The 17,148-nt window shown below is 40.4% G+C and carries 14 protein-coding genes and 1 pseudogene; 12 read left to right on the top strand and 3 right to left on the bottom strand.

Going from position 1 to position 17,148, the window contains the following annotated elements:
• The first annotated feature begins 91 nt into the window (after window positions 1-91).
• The 3 genes and pseudogenes from FFM68_RS01600 (at window position 92) to dinB (ending at window position 3,248) form a co-directional block, all read left to right on the top strand.
• Window positions 92-1,123 (top strand): DeoR family transcriptional regulator, encoded by a 1,032-nt coding sequence (locus tag FFM68_RS01600; protein WP_137617786.1) that lies wholly within the window; start codon window positions 92-94, stop codon window positions 1,121-1,123.
• A 185-nt stretch (window positions 1,124-1,308) separates the two neighbouring features.
• Window positions 1,309-1,839: a type II toxin-antitoxin system Phd/YefM family antitoxin gene (locus FFM68_RS01595; protein ID WP_137617689.1), complete on the top strand. Its 531-nt coding sequence runs from the start codon at window positions 1,309-1,311 to the stop codon at window positions 1,837-1,839.
• 287 nt (window positions 1,840-2,126) lie between these two features.
• A pseudogene (dinB, locus tag FFM68_RS01590) lies at window positions 2,127-3,248 on the top strand (DNA polymerase IV).
• On the opposite strand, the gene nrdG reads toward dinB, so the two are convergent.
• Together nrdG and nrdD are read right to left on the bottom strand one after the other, a co-directional pair.
• The gene (gene nrdG, locus FFM68_RS01585) at window positions 3,240-3,842 is read right to left on the bottom strand and encodes an anaerobic ribonucleoside-triphosphate reductase activating protein (protein ID WP_137617688.1); all 603 of its coding nucleotides are present in this window, start codon (window positions 3,840-3,842) and stop codon (window positions 3,240-3,242) included. The pseudogene dinB and the gene nrdG sit on opposite strands and share 9 nt — an antisense overlap.
• A 130-nt stretch (window positions 3,843-3,972) precedes the next feature.
• Window positions 3,973-6,165, bottom strand: coding sequence for an anaerobic ribonucleoside-triphosphate reductase (nrdD, locus tag FFM68_RS01580; RefSeq protein ID WP_137617687.1), 2,193 nt, complete (start codon window positions 6,163-6,165; stop codon window positions 3,973-3,975).
• A gap of 362 nt (window positions 6,166-6,527) precedes the next feature.
• On the opposite strand from nrdD, the gene FFM68_RS01575 reads away from it, so the two are divergent.
• From FFM68_RS01575 to FFM68_RS01550, 6 genes are all read left to right on the top strand, one after another.
• A complete protein-coding gene (locus FFM68_RS01575) occupies window positions 6,528-7,295 on the top strand; it encodes an ABC transporter ATP-binding protein (protein ID WP_137617686.1) in 768 nt (255 codons plus the stop codon).
• Complete coding sequence (locus FFM68_RS01570; protein WP_137617685.1) at window positions 7,285-9,294, top strand: ABC transporter permease; 2,010 nt, start codon at window positions 7,285-7,287, stop codon at window positions 9,292-9,294. Before FFM68_RS01575 ends, FFM68_RS01570 begins: the two co-directional genes overlap by 11 nt.
• Window positions 9,295-9,588: 294 nt before the next feature.
• Window positions 9,589-9,912: a PadR family transcriptional regulator gene (locus tag FFM68_RS01565; protein WP_137617684.1), complete on the top strand. Its 324-nt coding sequence runs from the start codon at window positions 9,589-9,591 to the stop codon at window positions 9,910-9,912.
• A 1-nt stretch (window position 9,913) separates the two neighbouring features.
• A complete protein-coding gene (locus tag FFM68_RS01560; protein WP_137617683.1) occupies window positions 9,914-10,246 on the top strand; it encodes a DUF1048 domain-containing protein in 333 nt (110 codons plus the stop codon).
• Between the two features lies 1 nt (window position 10,247).
• On the top strand, window positions 10,248-11,168 hold the full coding sequence (locus FFM68_RS01555; protein WP_239585021.1) for an ABC transporter ATP-binding protein: 921 nt from the start codon (window positions 10,248-10,250) through the stop codon (window positions 11,166-11,168).
• Window positions 11,165-11,935 carry an ABC transporter permease gene (locus FFM68_RS01550; protein ID WP_137617682.1) on the top strand — a complete coding sequence of 257 codons (771 nt, stop codon included), beginning with the start codon at window positions 11,165-11,167 and terminating at the stop codon, window positions 11,933-11,935. Before FFM68_RS01555 ends, FFM68_RS01550 begins: the two co-directional genes overlap by 4 nt.
• A gap of 48 nt (window positions 11,936-11,983) precedes the next feature.
• On the opposite strand, the gene FFM68_RS01545 is transcribed toward FFM68_RS01550, so the two are convergent.
• A complete protein-coding gene (locus FFM68_RS01545) occupies window positions 11,984-14,416 on the bottom strand; it encodes an ATP-binding cassette domain-containing protein (protein ID WP_137617681.1) in 2,433 nt (810 codons plus the stop codon).
• A 148-nt stretch (window positions 14,417-14,564) separates the two neighbouring features.
• Here FFM68_RS01545 and FFM68_RS01540 point away from each other — a divergent pair, with 148 nt between their 5' ends.
• The 3 genes from FFM68_RS01540 to FFM68_RS01530 all read left to right on the top strand — a co-directional run bounded on the left by FFM68_RS01540 (window position 14,565) and on the right by FFM68_RS01530 (window position 17,116).
• Complete coding sequence (locus FFM68_RS01540) at window positions 14,565-15,239, top strand: MerR family transcriptional regulator (protein ID WP_137617680.1); 675 nt, start codon at window positions 14,565-14,567, stop codon at window positions 15,237-15,239.
• Window positions 15,240-15,345: 106 nt separating this feature from the next.
• On the top strand, window positions 15,346-15,990 hold the full coding sequence (locus FFM68_RS01535; protein ID WP_137617679.1) for a response regulator: 645 nt from the start codon (window positions 15,346-15,348) through the stop codon (window positions 15,988-15,990).
• Window positions 15,977-17,116 carry a sensor histidine kinase gene (locus FFM68_RS01530; protein WP_137617678.1) on the top strand — a complete coding sequence of 380 codons (1,140 nt, stop codon included), beginning with the start codon at window positions 15,977-15,979 and terminating at the stop codon, window positions 17,114-17,116. The genes FFM68_RS01535 and FFM68_RS01530 overlap by 14 nt, the downstream gene beginning before the upstream one ends.
• The last annotated feature ends 32 nt before the right edge of the window (window positions 17,117-17,148 follow it).

The following is a 17,148-nucleotide window of genomic DNA, read 5'->3' as shown; positions in this document are numbered from 1 at the left end:
AGGCGTTTTTTTTTCTTGTAAAAAAGCTGAGAAAAAAACTGATCGTGACTTATGCTATTTTGAAAGAAAAGACGAGAAGTAGGTGAAACGGATGATCTGGCAAGCGATGACTGGGAAAAAATGCCGCCGACAGCTACGAGTGATTGAATTATTACAAAATGAATGTTATTCAGTCAGTGAATTGGCGAATCAAACTAAGGTGAGTGCTAAAACGATTCTCCGCGATTTGACTGAACTGCGGCAAAAAAAATATGTGCGAAGAGCAAAATATTGGCAGATCGATTGGCAGCATGAACCAAACTACGCGAAACTCTATCGGAAACTATTGCTGTCAGATCCGTATTTTCAGCTTTTTCGGCAGTACCTTTGGAATTTGGGACCACCGAACGTAAACGATTCCCAGTTAAAAAAAATAAACCAATATTTGATTTGTTGGAACCTTTTTACGAACTTTCAAACAGGTGGTTTGATTGGAAAAAAGTCAGTGATCATGCATTTACAGCTGCGATATTTGCGTGATTTTTATCAATTTGATGAGGCGGAGCTATACAAACAAATGGAACCGTATTGCCCAGCTGCTTCTGATTTCTTAAATCCAGCGTTATTTCCTGATCAAAAAATGGTTGAAAGCTTCATAAAAAAGTTTGGTTTGTCTGCTGAGCGGGCTGAGTATTTTTTCTTAGATTATACGCGGTATCATTATCAATTTTGTGCCGATTTTTATCGAAGCCATCAGGCGCATCGAACGAAGCTGTATCAAGAAATACGTAAAGCAATGATCCTCGTCGAACAAATGATAGATTGGGAGACAGAATTAACGAAAAAAATCGTTGAAACAAAATTATTTGAGTTGTTTTTAGGGATTTACCAAGGGTTGCCGCTTGCAGTCATGGACCACTCTCAAACTGAAACGACTGCTGAAAATTTTTATATACTTAGTAAAAAAATGAAACAGCGGCTGCCGCTATTAAGCAACTGCCGCTTAGATGAATTAGCGAATGTATTAGAAACGATTTTTTCTTCCAGCCGTCAAATCGTGCTGGCACTGAATCCTGATTTAAGATCCTCTTTACTGATACAGGAACGGTATCAGGCTTTTTTGTCTTTTACGGAAGGAAAGTAAGGCGAAGATTTTTCTTCAAGAAAGGTTATGCTATAATAATGGGGACTAAGCGAACAATCGCCGTTTACTTGCCAAACTTTTTAAAGTTTCAGCGTAATAAGTAAAATGACAGACAAATAAAAACAGGAGTGAGTTCTTTCGTTTGAAAAACTAATTCCATTAGTAAGAAGCAGGAGGAGAGCAGAATGGGATTACGCAAATTAGATGTTCCGACATCTTCGATCACTGAAGTAAAAAAATCACCAATGGATGTTTTCGCTCAAGCTCGTAAAGCAGAGACCGGCGTGTATATCTTTAATCGTGAAAAGATCGCCGGTGTGATGCTGACTAAAGAACAATATGAAGCACTGGTTGAAGAATTAGATACGCTGCGCGACACGTTATATCAACCGGTGGAACGAGAATTGCCCGTACCGGAAGAGTTGGAAGAACTTGCGACCGCTTTGCGAACGACTTTAGTAAAAGGGTCGGTCATTACAGCACGTTATTTGGATGAACGCATGGTGGCAACCGGCTTTATCACTAAAAAAACCGGATTCGGCGGCGTGACGGAAATGATGAAAGAATTGGAAGATACAGGAAAGATTATCTATCAATTGCGCAGACGGGAACATAATAAAGTCATCTATGCTGAGATATTTGGTGAACCGCAAGAATTTCAACGCGCGGCCGCTGATAAGATAATGATCCGCAAAGTGAATTTGATCGAACGATGAGAATGTAATAGAGGTAGACAACGTCAAGAATACGCTGCTCCTTACCATTTATTCGGAAAAAGAAGTTATGACAAAAAATTTTTTGTCATAACTTCTTTTTTTATGCTCGATTCATTACTGAAATCAAAATTTAGATAAATATACGAGTTATCGGAATTTTTTCCACAAACAAATCAAAAATGAACACGACTGGTTTCATCTTGAAAATTAAATCAACTGGCATAATTGTCCGTGAACGGATGTTCGGCTATAATGGACATAGAAAATTATTTGAAGGAGGCGGTAGGATGGCTGAGTTGGTTTTTCCGTTAAAAAATGATACTTCGCGAAAAATTATCCATATAGATATGGATGCTTTTTTTGCATCCGTCGAAGAACGAGATGATCCGGAGTTAGCCAAACATCCGCTAGTGATTGCCCGCCACCCGTCTGATACTGGCGGCAAAGGGGTCGTGACCACCGCCAATTACAAAGCACGGATTTACGGAATCCATTCGGCGATGAGTGCGCAAAAAGCGTTCGAATTGTGTCCGCAGGCAGTTTTTAAGCCGGGAGATCATGAAAAATATAGTGCCGTTTCAAAACAAGTTCGGGCGATCTTCAGTCGTTATACGGAGACGATCGAGCCGGTTTCAATCGATGAAGCGTACCTTGATGTGACTGAAAATAAAATCAATGCTCGTTCAGCCGTTAAGATCGCTCGTTTGATCCAGCAAGATATTTGGCAAGAATTGCAATTGACTTGTTCTGCCGGTGTCAGCTACAATAAATTTTTGGCTAAGCTGGCTTCTGATTATCAAAAGCCGCAGGGCATGACAATGATCTCTCCAGATGAGGCGGTCATCTTTTTGAAACGTTTACCGATTGAAAAATTTCACGGTGTCGGCAAGAAGACGGTACCGAAAATGAATGAATTGGGTATTTTTACCGGTGCGGATCTTTATGATAAAAGTGAAATGTTTTTGATCCAAGAGTTTGGCAAGATGGGCTATTCTTTGTATCGTAAGGTGCGCGGGATCCACGATTCACCCGTCAGCATCACACGGGAACGAAAATCAGTAGGGAAAGAACATACCTATGGCCGCCCCTTATCAACAGATGAAGAAGTTTTGAGTCAGTTGCGGCAATTGGCAGAAAAAGTCGAAACAGCACTAAAACGTGTCCAACGCCATGGGAAAACAGTCGTAGTCAAGATTCGCTATGCGGACTATACGACAGTGACCCGCCGAGTGACGTTGCCGTATTAAATAGAAAAGAAAGAAGAATTGTTTTCTCAAGCAAGTTTGATCTGGGAAGAAATCGGTGGAATTGAAAAAGGGATCCGCTTGGTTGGTATCACCTTGACCAATCTAGATCCCGTCGCCTATGAAAATATTGTGTTGCCTTTATGGGAAGAGCGATCAAATTAGGTCGCTCTTTTTGATTTGTTCAAATGCTTTTTCTGAGTCGTGGAGTTTTTCCCAGATTACGACTTCACCTTGTGCCAACGATTTTTTGACGTCGATGATGCGCTGGTTGGCGCTGCCGCGAAATTGCAGCATCAAGTTTTTTTGAGTGAGTTCGAAGCGTCCATCAACGAGAATATCGATTTTGCTCAACATTTCTAGTTTATCTTCGCTGTCTAACAACAACTCTTCAAACGTATAACCGCTCCAAGACCAAATGTCTTTGCTGGCGCCAAATTCACTGCGAATCCGATCGATTACTTTCAAACAGACTTGAGTATTCAAAAAAGGTTCGCCGCCTAAAAAAGTAAGTCCTTGAACATAATCATGAGCGGTATCGGCAATGATTTGATCTTCTAGAGCTTGGGTAAACGGTTTGCCATAACGAAAATTTTGCGCCGCGGCGTTGAAGCAGCCTTCGCAAGCAAAGGGACAGCCGCTGACATATAGACTGTTGCGAACGCCTTCGCCATCGACAAAATTAAAGGGTTTATAGTCAGCGATGTATTGTTGGCTAAGTTCACTAGCCAGCCATTCTTTTGGTTTAGGATTACGCATGTTTTCCACCTTTCAAGTAAAACAGGGAGCGGCAAAGAGCGCCGTCCCTGTCATTTCTGATTATTTTTGCTGAATGAGCGGTTTTCTAACAAGTTTTACTTTTAAGAGTTATAGCTCAAATTGTTTTTGATTATTTCATATGTTTTACGCGCGAAGCGATTTCTTCGTGACGGCCATGGACCATTGGACGTGCTTGCGGATTTCCTAAGTAACCGCAAGTCCGTTTCACGACGTCGCAAGATTTTGGATCATGATTGCCACATTGTGGACATTCAAAACCACGCTTCGTTGGTTTGAAATCTCCTTCAAAACCACATTTGTAGCAATGATCGATCGGTGTATTGGTTCCTAGATAAGCGATCCGATCATAACCGTAATCCCAAACAGCTTCTAACGACTTAGGATTTTGTTGCAAAACAGGGTATTCGCAATAGTGGATAAATCCGCCAGAGCAATAAGCGGGATAATCTTTTTCAAAATCCAATTTCTCAAAAGGTGTTGGATTTTTTCGCACGTCATAATGGAAACTATTTGTGTAATAGTCTTTGTCGGTAATATTTTCGACAAGGCCGAAACGTTCAGTATCTAAACGACAGAAGCGATCCGTTAAACTTTCGCTTGGCGTTGAGTAGACGCTGAAATGATAACCGTATTCGTCTCCCCAAGTATCAGCATGTTCCTTCAAGTCTTTCATGATATCTAAAGTAAATTCTTTTGCTTCAGGATTGCCTTCCCAGGCGCCGCCATAAAAAACACTGGCTACTTCGTAAAGACCGATATAACCTAAAGAGATCGTCGCACGTTTATTTTTGAACAATTCATTGACGGAATCGGTTCGTTTCAATCGTTTGCCAAATGCGCCATATTGATAAAGGATCGGTGCATTTGCAGGAGTCGCTTCTTTGCAACGATCAATTCGGAAGACTAACGCATCTTTAACGATTTGCAGCCGTTCTTCTAGTAAAGACCAGAATTTATCTTTGTCGCCGCCTGATTCCATTGCAATCCGTGGCAAGTTCAACGTAACGACGCCTAGATTCATCCGGCCAACATTTACTTCTTCGCCATTTTCATCTTTCCAGCCTTGCAAGAATGAACGACAACCCATCGGTACTTTGAAACTGCCGGTCAGTTCGATCAATTTGTCATAATTCAAGATGTCTGGGTACATCCGTTTCGTCGCACATTCCAGTGCCAACTCTTTGATGTCATAGTTTGGATCCGTTGGTTCTAAGTTTGTTCCGCGGCGCAAAGTAAAAATCAATTTAGGGAAGATCGCCGTCCGTTTTTCACTGCCTAAGCCTTCGATTCGAATCTGTAAGATCGCTTTTTGGATCTCCCGTTCAAACCAATCCGTTCCCAGACCAAAACCTAATGAAGTAAATGGTGTTTGTCCATTTGAAGTAAACAATGTGTTGATTTCGTATTCTAAACTTTGCATCGCGTCATAAATATCTTTTTGTGTTTTTTGTTTCGCAAAAGCTTTTTGTCTTTCCGGATCTTCAATCCATTCTTCTGCGTCTTTCAAATGTTTCTTATAATTCAAGCGGGCAAAAGGTGCTAATAATTCATCCGTTCGATCAGAAGAACAGCCGCCATATTGACTAGAAGCGACGTTGGCGATGATTTGAGAGATTTGAGCCGTTGCTGTTTGGATCGATTTAGGACTTTCAACTTCGGCGTTTCCGATTTTGAACCCGTCGTTCAACATGCCCTTGAAGTCAATCAAGCAGCAGTTAGTCATTGGTGTGTATGGATGGTAATCCAAATCATGGTAATGGATATCCCCTTTTTGATGCGCGTTTGCAACATGTGCCGGCAACATTTTCAAACCAATCGATTTACCAACGATCCCGGCAGTCAAATCCCGTTGTGTATTGAAGACATCGCTGTCTTTATTAGCATTTTCATTCACGACGGTTTGGTCTTTGTTAATCAATTTGCCAATCGTAAAATTGATATCGGTAGCTTTGCTCCGTTGAAAGTCGCGGCGTGTCCGATAATTAATGTATTCTTCAGCTAATTCATATTCGTTGTGTTCTAATAATGTGTGTTCCACAATATTTTGGATTTCATAGATTTTGATGTCATTAGTAAAGCGTTCTGAAATTTCAGCGTCTACTCGTTCAACAATTGATTGGATACGTTCATGAGCCAATGGGTCAACAGATCCCTTGATTTTTGTTTCTGCTTTGATCAAGGCATCATAAATTTTTTGATCATCAAATGATGCACGACGGCCATCGCGTTTGATAACCTTGATATTTTTTAGCGACGGCTGATACTTATTAATTAATGAATCTTTTGTATGGATCTCCATCATTATAAACAACTCCATTTCCTTTAAACTTCACTATCAATCATATAGCATTTCCAATATCGTTGCAACGATATATAGTATTATTTTTTTATACAAATAGAAAAACACACTATATATAGTGTGTTTGTTTAATAATAAATAAGAAGAAACCGATGAGGTCAAGTTTCTATTTAAAATAAAATAACTACAAAATATTTTTTCGAGAAAGTGAAAAAATTGTAAGTTGATTAAAGGTCGTTTCACGTAAGAATCCAACTTTTATATGATACCATAAAAGAAAAAAATAAGACGGTAAAAAAAGAATTTGTCGAGAGTTTTCTGGAAAAATAAAAAGAACCGCTCAAATTAGGAATAGGAGGGATCGGATGAAAAGAATGATCGATGTGCAGCACCTTAGCAAAAGTTTTGGCACACGCAATAATAAAGTCACTGTCTTGAACGATTTGAATTTTACAGTAGAAAAAGGCGAATTTGTCGGCATTATGGGTCCAAGCGGTGCGGGGAAAACAACCTTGATGACTATTCTTTCGACCATTTTATTGCCGACGATGGGTGCTGTTAAAATCGCCGGAGCAGACATCACTCAGATGCGGGAGAAAGATTTGACCGATTTTCGGCGGGAAAAGCTGGGCTTTATTTTTCAAGATTTTAATTTGATCGATAGTTTAACAGTAAAAGATAATATTATTTTGCCATTAGCCGTCAGCAAACTTTCATACGCTGAGATTGAAGAACGGATCCAGCACTTAGCAAAGATTTTAAAGATCGAATCTATCTTGGCACGGTATCCAGAAGAAATTTCTATCGGTCAGCAGCAGCGCACTGCGGCGGCTCGCGCGCTGATCAGCCAGCCGTTAGTTTTGTTTGCTGATGAGCCGACCGGATCATTGGATTCAAAAGCCGCGACTGAATTTTTGAACTATTTGGATGAAGTGAATCTCCATGAAGAAATGACGATCTTGATGGTGACCCATGATCCTTACACGGCAAGTTATTGCAATCGGGTATTGTTCATCAAAGATGGGCGCTTTTTCTCAGAAGTCGTTCGCCGTTCTTCACGAAAAGCCTTTTTTGAAAAAGTCATCGATATGCAAGCGACGATCGGCGGAGGTGGGAAGGCCAATGCTGATTAGCATTATTTGGCGCGGGTTCAAAAAACAATTAGCCAACTATCTGATTTTTTTCTTCAGTTTGATTTTTGCGGTAATGGTCTATTATTCTTTCACCGCCATGACCTATGAACAGCCGTTGATCCGCAGTGCTGGAAAAAATACTCAACTTGTTGGAATGCTGGGGTTCGGTAGTTTTGCGGTAGTATTGATCCTGTTGTTTTTTATGGCAAATACCAATCGATTTTTTATTGAGAATCGCCGCAAAGATATCAGTATCTTTCATTTATACGGGTTGAATTATTATCAAATCTGTCTTTGGTTCATTTCAGAGATTTTTTTTATCGGGATCTTTTCTTTTGGGATTGGGATTGGTCTAGGAATCTTATTGTCTAAGTTGTTCAGTATGATCTTAGTCAAGGCAATGGATCTTTCCTTGCAAGTACACTTCTTTTTTTCTCCAGATGCGATTATCACAACGGGCTTAGTCGTGTTATTCATCCTTGCAGTCGTTTCTTTTCAAATCTTATGGCTAGTATCAGGTTATAAATTTTCACATCTGAAAAAGCAGCGGTTACGCAAAGTTCAAGCGATGAAAATCTCGCTGTGGCAAAAAATATTAGGGATCTTTGGCGCTTTATTCTTACTGAGCGGTTGGACGATGGCCGCGGCCTATACTTTTTTTGTTCGCCAAGCGAGTGACCTTTTTGGATTAATTCAAGGAACTTTGCTGTTGATGAGTGTGATCTTTGGCTTGTGCGTGATTGGCAGCTATCTCTTTTTTGCATTTACACTGCGCTGGTACAATTCGTATCGACCCAAACGGCTGAATAAAAATCTTGGGATGTTGTCAAGAAGCGAGTGGCAATTACGGTTATTCAGCGAATGGCGTTTTTTTGGCTCAATCACCGTTGCTTTAGGTTTGGCATTAGCGATTTTGGGCGGCATGGTCGCACTTGTTTCACTAGAGATGCGCGCAGTAGATGAAATCGCGCCAGCTTCACTGATGCTTACGCGTGAGAGTTATGAGAAATTTGCACCAAAACTGCAAAGTACACTTCCATATCAACGACAAACCTTGCATTTCAAAGCAGTACCAGCAAAACAAAATGTTGAGATTCGCGGCGAAGGGGTAAACTCAGGACCAGAAGTCATGGATATGATCACTGTTTCAGATTATCGGGCCTTTCAAAAAATCAATCCGACGTTGCAAGATATCCAATTGAATTCTGATCATTCGACAGTTGTCTTAAGTTCTTATCAACGCTATTTGAACGATTATACGCGCTACAGCGAGACGATCAATTTGAAAGAACAAAATATAACAGTTCAAGCAATTCATACCAATTTTTTTGGCGATATGAATTTGCGTTACGGCACGGGGTTGATCGTTGTTTCCGATGAATTGTTCAATAAAACGGCCGGTTTGACCTATACGACTGAAGTAATCGATGTAGATCCGCAGTTTGAGAATAAGTTAAATCAGCTGATCCGCGAAAATTTAGAAGGGGATTGGGATCATCCAATCCACTATAATCTTGCGTGGAAAAATCAGCAGATCATTGGTGAGATCGCTGAAGGAAAAGGAGAAAAGACAGACTCGACGATTTATCGCTCAGAATACACTTCACATCAAGAAACGTATCGAACGACGCGTAGCAGTGTAGGGTTAGTTTTGTTTGTAGTGACCTTTGTTACAACAACGTTTATTATTACGACAGCTAGTATGGTGACCTTACGTCAGCTCTCAGAATTCAAACAGAAGAAAAAACAATATGGCTTGTTGCGGCAAATGGGGATTCCAGATAAAGCAATCTATCAAGAAATCAAACGTGAGAATCGTGTCGTCTTTTTTATTCCAGCCATTTTAGCGCTGATTCACAGTATGCTGGCACTTTCAGTAATCGCTCATATCGCTAAAAATGCAAACTATGGTTTTGTTTATCTTTTCTGCGGTTTGATGTTGGTAGTCTATGTATTATTTTACTGGGCAGCCTGTGCCTATCAGAAAAAAATAGTATAAGTAACAGCTCATTGTTGATTCAATGAGCTGTTTTTTATGAGCTAAAGCTTCTATAATAATAGCCAATTTGAAAAAACAAGCGCCAAAGTAATTAGAAAGAACTGACGCGAAATATTTAAAAAAATTCAAGCAAAGTACTTGACCATCCCACTATATAGTATTATTATATACCAGAACCTAGTAACAACGAGTACCGTAAATGAAGAATCGTTCAATTAGTTTTATCGTCCGTTAACTACCTAGTGTGACTATATACATAGTGTCATTAAATTGGATGAAAGAAAGGAAACCGCGATGAAAGGATTAACAGAACTGCTTAAAGGCGTGTTGGAAGGAATCGTCCTTCAAAAAATCGCCAAAGGAGAGACTTATGGTTATGAAATCACCAACTATTTAGTCGATCTTGGATTTGAAGATATTGTGGAAGGAACGGTTTATACAGTTTTGCTGCGATTGGAGAAAAAAGGATTGCTGGCTGTTGAAAAACGTAAATCCGAATTGGGACCGCCGCGTAAATTCTATTCACTGAATGAAGCGGGGCAAGCGTATTTAGAAGAATTTTGGGAAAAGTGGAATTTCTTAGAAGAACGATTGAAAGAATTAAAAGGAGAGAACTAAGATGAAATGGTATAGAAAGATGCGAGATGAGAAAAAGCGATACAAAGATTATTTAAAAGCAAAAGCAAAGCTGCCGAAAGAATACGAACAAGCGTTGACAGCATTGGATCATTATATGATGAATTTTGTTGGTAACAGTGATTTTATGGGAATCTTTGAAGATTTGCTGCAATTGTTTGCAGATGGGGCTGCAGAAGGACGTTCGATCAATGAGCTTGTCGGCAACGACCCAGTAAAATTTGCTGATGAGATCATGGCTGAATATCCGGAAGTTCTTTGGTTCAGCAAGACACGAAAAAAATTAAAAGATGAATTTGAAAGGATTGAAAAATAAAATGAATACATTTCAGACAAAACCAATGATCACGATTGACCATGCAAAAAAACAATTTGGCAAGGTCAGCGTCTTAAAAGATATTTCTATGACGATTCAAAAAGGCGAAATCTACACCTTATTAGGAGAAAATGGTGCTGGTAAAACGACACTGATCAAAATGATGACGACTCTTTTGCAACCAGATAGCGGCGAGATCACAATTGCTGGTCGATCGGTTACTAAACAGCCGAATGAAGTGCGGGAGCTGATCAGTTTGAACTCCCAAGAAGCGACGGTGGATATGTTTTTTAGCGGCTATGAGAATTTGCGGCTGATTGCTCGTTTGCGCGGAGTGAAAAATGAAAAAGCTGAGATCCAGCAATTAGCCAAACGTCTTGGACTAGAAGAATTTATTGATCGGCGAGTAGCAGAGTATTCCGGTGGGATGCGCCGACGCTTAGATATCGCGATGTCTTTAGTTGGCGATCCGGAGATCCTTTTTCTAGATGAACCCACGACAGGTGTCGATCCAAAAAATCGTTTGGAGATTTGGCGTATCATTCGTGAAATCAGCGACGCTGGCAAAACGATTTTTTTGACCACACAATATTTGGATGAAGCGGATCGTCTGTCTGACCACATTTCTTTCTTGCATAAAGGGGAAATCGTACTGACCGGTACACCAGAAGAATTGAAGAAAAATACTAATAAAAAAGTCAAGATCACACTTGAAACGGAACAACACGAACAAGGAAAAGCTTTGCTGACCCAAGCAGGAATCTCATTTGAAGATAACGAAGGATTGATCATCAATGATGAAGATCAACAGCAGACACTTGAATTATTTGTTGCCAACCAATTGACGATCGTGGCACTCATAGCAGAAGAAGTCAGCTTAGAAACGATATTCTTAATGATTACAAAGGAGCAAAACAAATGAAAACTTTTACTCAATTGACCGCTTTAACGAAGCGGATCTTAAAACAAAACCTAACGAATACTGATACATTGATCACTGTTTTTGGGACACCGATTTTTATGTTGTTGTTTTTTGTCTATGTATTTGGAGGCAGCATCAGTTTAAATGGAACAGAAACCAATACGGTAGATTATTTGAACTATGCTTTACCAGGATTTATGCTGATCACCATGACGATGGGCTCTGCTTATACATCGCTGCGGATCAATATGGACAAGACTAGTGGCTTTTTAGATCGGCTGCATACTTTGCCAATCAAACGCTGGATCGTTTTAGGCTCACATATCGTGGCGTCTGTCGTCTTCATGTTGTTGTCTGAATTAACTACTTTTGTTGTGGGAATGATCATGGGCTTTCGTCCAGAGCTTTCAGTCGGTAATTTCTTTATCTTCTTACTACTTTCGATCTTGTTTGCTTTTGCAATGACGATGATCTCTATTCCGTTTTCAATTTCAGCTAAGAGCTGGGAAAGTGCCGGTAGCTTTTCTTACTTACTACTGATGCTGTTGTTTGTCAGCTCAGCTTTCGTTCCAACAAATGGAATGGCAAAACCAATCGAGATCTTTGCAGATCATCAACCGATGACACCAATCGTAGAAGCGGCTCGTGGTTTATTGATGGAAACGAGCCTAAGTAACGGCGACTTAATGAAAGCCTTTGGTTGGTTGGTTGCGCTAGTCGTAGTTTTCGGAGTCCTATCTTATCGAAAATACCAAAGAGTCTTTTAAAACAACATAAAACAGCGATCCCGCAAATAATGGGATCGCTGTTTTGCTTTAGTTTAAGTAACTGGCAGTTTTAGTCTCGCTTGCCAAAAAAGCTTGAATCTTTCCAGCAAACAATAAATGACCACCTTCTTTGCCGCCGACAGGTCCTAATTCAACGAGATAATCGGCTTGGCGAATCACATCTAAATTGTGTTCAATAAAAATAAATGTATTGCCTTCATCAATCAACTGTTGGATCAAAGTCATAAAATGATAAACATCGATTTTGTGCATCCCAGTTGTTGGTTCGTCCATCAAAAATAAATTGTTGTTTTGTTTTTCTTTTGCAATGGTTGCCGCTAAGCGCAGGCGCTGCATCTCACCGCCGGAAAGGGTATCGGTGGATTGTCCAAGTGTCACATAATCAAGATTGGTTTTTGCTAGAAGTTGCAACGGTTTAGTATCCAACCCTTGTTTTTTCAAAAAGCTTTCAGCAGTGGCTACATCCATCATCAAGACATCATCAATTGATGCGTCCGCGATTTTTATCGCTAGAATTTCTTCTCGATAGCGAGTGCCATGACACTCAGGGCAAGTGACTTCGACATTTTGGAAAAACAGCTGATTGTTTTCGATTGTGCCTAAGCCTTGGCAATTTGGACAGCGCCCGTTACCGGAATTAAAGGAAAAATCACCACTTTTAAATGATTTGCCGTCTTTTTTTGCTTCTTTAGCAAAGAGTCCGCGAATTTTATCAAAAAGATCTAAATAGGTCGCAATGATTGAACGGCGATTACGGGTAGGGCGTTTTTGGCTAATAGTGACCAATTGACGAAATGCCGTGTCCCAATGGATTGTAGCAGTATTTTTCAAATTTTTTTCTGCGATTTCGCCGAAGACTAAACTGGATTTTCCCGCACCGGAAACGCCGGTGACCACACTCAAACTATTTGCCGGCAATGTCAGTGAAAGATTTTTTAAGTTGTTGCCATGAGCATTAGTGACAGTCAAAGCGGCAGTATCAACAGAGCGCTGTTGGCTGTCTTGTTGGTAGCGGCTTTGTTGTGCTTGATAAGTCAGCGAGTCTGGATTATTCATCAACTCTTGATAAGTGCCGGTAAATAAAATCTCGCCGCCCTTTTCACCAGACTTAGGTCCGATTTCAATGATCCAATCGGCTTGTTGGATCACCGCATCATCGTGTTCGATGACTACCACTGTGTTGCGTCGGTCGCGAATTTTTTTAATCATTTCGATCACGCCTTGAGTATCAGCAGTATGCAGACCGATCGTTGGTTCATCCAATAGATAAATCAATTCTGTCATGGGTGAAGCTAAAACCGCCGCTAGCTTGATCCGTTGAGCTTCGCCGCCGGATAACGTTGTGTAAGGTCGGTCCAACGATAAGTATGCTAAACCAACTTGTTGGATTCGTTGGATTTTTGTCAGCATGTCCGCAATATAATTTTGAACCATTTGCTGTTGTCGTTCAGACATTGCGGCATCAAGAGTGTGCAACCAATCCATCAGCTGGGTCAAATCCCAAGTTTCGATGATTGGTAAATGTTGACCAAAAACAGTGGCGGCACGACTTTCAGGATTTAATTTCTCTCCATGACAAGAAGGACAAAGCGCTTCACCAATGTAAGATGCTAGTGTTGCTGGCACACCTTTATTTTCTGAGATTTTTTGCCAAATTTTTGTTTCTACGCCATCAAAGCGACCGTCTTGCACTTTCTTTGGTAAAACAATATTTTCCACTAATTCTTTATTGTTGATGCCTTCTTTTAACAGGGCCCATTGTTCGGCTGAATAATCTTTCAAGGGCAGTTTTTTAGGTACTGGCAGTTTTAACAAGGTTAATAATTTATAATAAATATCTGCTTGATAGGTACTATAATTAGCAGGCCACATTGTAACGGCGCCTTCTTCCAATGATTTTTGTGGATCATACAGTACCTCTTCTTTTATCGCCAGTGTCTTGCCTAGTCCGTGACAAGTGAGACACGCCCCTGTTTTTGTGTTGAAAGAAAAGTGAGAGCGAGTCAATTTATCCATCCGCTGACCGCAGTTGGGGCAATCCATGAAGACCATAAATTGTCCGTCTTTTTTTTCAGTCGTTTCTTTTGCTTCGCTAGCGGTGATCAGCTGATGACAAGCCGGACATTTACGCGTATGGAGCTTTTCAAAAATCATCCGCAGATCAGTAAAAAGATCAGTTTGTGTGCCTAGTGTGGAGCGGGGATTATCGTTGCGATCTTCTTGATCAATCAAAATCGCCGGCGACAGATGGTAAATGGCATCGACTTTGGGTTTTTGAATCCCTTGAAAACTCATAGCTTCTAAGTATTGTCGTTGCGCTTCCATGTAGAGGGTATCTTTGACAAGTGTAGTTTTCCCTGAACCGGAGAGACCAGTGATCACAACAAATTTATTTCTAGGGATATCGACATCAATGTGTTTAAGATTTTTTTCATAAGCGTTACGGATTTCAATCTTCATTTTCTTCACCTCATTTCCAGTGTACTAGATTGAAGCAATATTCTATGTTTTTTTAGATAAACACTATAAAATAAGAAAAATATTCGCTAAAATCAGACGAAGGTCTTGAAACTATTACTTGAAGGTTGTGGATTAAGTGGAATATACGATGAAGCAGATGACTGCACTGATCAAGGTCAGTGATACAACATTGAAACGCTATGAAAACTTTGGCTTGTTACCGAAAATTAGAAAAACAGCTGGTGGTCAGCGAAGATATCAAGAAATCCATCGGCAAGCTTTTTTGACGATTCGCAAATTGCTGCAAGGTTTTGAAATCACAACGGCCTATGAATTGATGCGTTTGGCACTAGCCGGAGAATTTTCCCAAAGCTATGGGCTAATCGCACAAGCACAAAAACAATTGGTAGCAGATGAAGAGGCTTTGCGACGAAATCGGACATTTATCCTCTCGCTTCCGCAAGAACATTTAGCACAGCAACGATTGCGGATTGGTGAACTGGCGAAATTGGCCCAAGTAGAAACTTCAGCGATCCGCTATTGGGAAGAACGCGGATTGCTTATCAGTCAGCGTGGAGAAAATGGGTATCGGTATTACGAAGAAGAAGAAATCAAGAAAACGTTGATTATCACATCATTGCGAAAGACGATCTATGCCATCGAAGAGATCAAAGAATTATTGGCAAACAAAGAACCAGAAACGATTCAGAAATTAAAACATCACTTTTTGGAAACCAAAGCTAAGATCGATGAAAAATTAGCAAAACAGTTGGAAGGAATCGCCGCCTTCATGATTTATTGCACGATGTTGAAGGAAAATTAAAACAGCATTATATGAGCAGAGAAATACGGTGGTTCGCTGACTGTTAGTTGGCAAATTGATTGGACTTCGCTACAATGAAAGAAAAATAAAAATGGAGAAAAATGCCATGATCAAACTATTATTGGTAGACGACAGCGAATTGATTACTGGCGGATTGGCTGTTTTATTAGGTGTTGAAGCAGACCTTACTGTAGTTAAGTGTGTCGATCGCGGCGAGGAAGCGGTAAGGATTTGTCAACAACAGACGATCGATGTTGTTTTATTAGATGTGCGTATGCCGGGAATGAGCGGAGTCGAAGCAACCAAGCACATTACTGAAACAACGGACACGAAAGTCATTATTTTGACGACGTTCGATGAAGATGAGTATATTGTTGAAGGAATCAAAAATGGTGCAGTCGGCTATCTATTGAAAAATACTGAACCGCAACAATTGATTCAAGCGATTCGCAGCGTGATGAAAGGGCAAAGTATCCTCTCGCAAGACGTGTTGGAAAAAGCTAAGCAAGGGTTTCAGCCCGTAAAAAAAACAGCAGATTTAACTAGTCTGACACCACGAGAAGTGGAGATTACAAGGCTGGTAGCCGCGGGTCTGAGCAACAAGCAGATCGCGGTGCAACTGTATTTAACAGAAGGAACGGTCAATAATAGTTTATCGACGATCCTCCACAAGTTGGAGTTGGATCATCGTACACAAGTCGCTATTTATTATTTGACGGGTAAAGCAGGCGATCACGATGCAGCGTTTTAATCTTATTTTCAGCGTGTTGACTGCCGGCAGTGTTTTGGCTTTGCTTTTTGTGCAGCAGCTGCCTGTTTTGACGATTGCTGTGATTTTACTTTTAGTATGGCTGAGTTTATTATTGCTAAGTGCTAGTTTTCAAAAATACCGCGTTATTTTTTTAATTCTTCAGTTAGTAGTCGTTTCAGTTGTCTCGTTCTTTCAGCCATGGGCGTTTTATCTTTTGCCGGGAACAATCACAAATTTTTTAGTGCTGAAAAATTATCGCGGACCGATACTGCTTGGCGGAGGCGGGCTGTTGTTGTTTTACACAGTTTACCTGCCAAATTCAGCTATGAGGATCAGCGGCTTGTTTTGGATTCTTTTTGTTTTCTTTGTTTCCACAACGGTTGCAAGCTTAGCCCAAGAAAAACGCGGGCTTAATGATTCTTCTGACATGTTGCGAGTGGAGCGCAACCGGTTGGCCAGTTTGTTTGAACAAAGTATTATGAACAGCGAAGCGAGAGAAAAAGAAGCAATCTTGTCGGAACGCCAACGATTGATCCATGAGATCCATGATGAATTGGGGCATAAATTATCTGGTGGTCTGATTCAGATGGAAGCGGCAAAAGCGGTTTATCAAAAAGACGCAGAACAGGCAGAAAAGTTATTGGATCAAGCAATTGCCACGACGCGAGAAGGAATCGATGATATTCGAAAAATCTTACATTCAGAAGCACCAGTACAGGAAACGCTGAACTTGAATCGAATCAAGACGGAACTGCAGCGATTTACAGATCATTATCAAATCAAGACATCTTTTCATTATTTCGGCAAGGTAGATCAGCTAAGCAGTTTTCAATGGCAAGTATTGCTGGGAAATTTGAAAGAAAGTCTGACCAACACATTGAAGTATGCAGAAGCTTCTGAAGTAACTGTTCATTTGCATGTATTCAAAGGTTTTTTGCGCTTTGAAGTCAGCAACAACGGAAAAAAGACCAAGAACTATAAAAAAGGCTTAGGCATTCTAGGAATGGAAGAGCGGACAGCGATGCTTTCTGGGCAATTGGTGATTGATACTACGCGGGGATTCACTGTAACGACGATCCTTCCGATCAGAACAGAGAAAAACATGAGAAATCTCATGGATAATTGATGAGAAACTACACTGGTGTGGTTTCTTTTTTT

Origin of the sequence: Enterococcus xiangfangensis (assembly GCF_005405365.1) — a bacterium.
GTDB classification, from domain to species: domain Bacteria; phylum Bacillota; class Bacilli; order Lactobacillales; family Enterococcaceae; genus Enterococcus_A; species Enterococcus_A xiangfangensis.
This window is presented reverse-complemented; position numbering and strand designations above follow the sequence as displayed.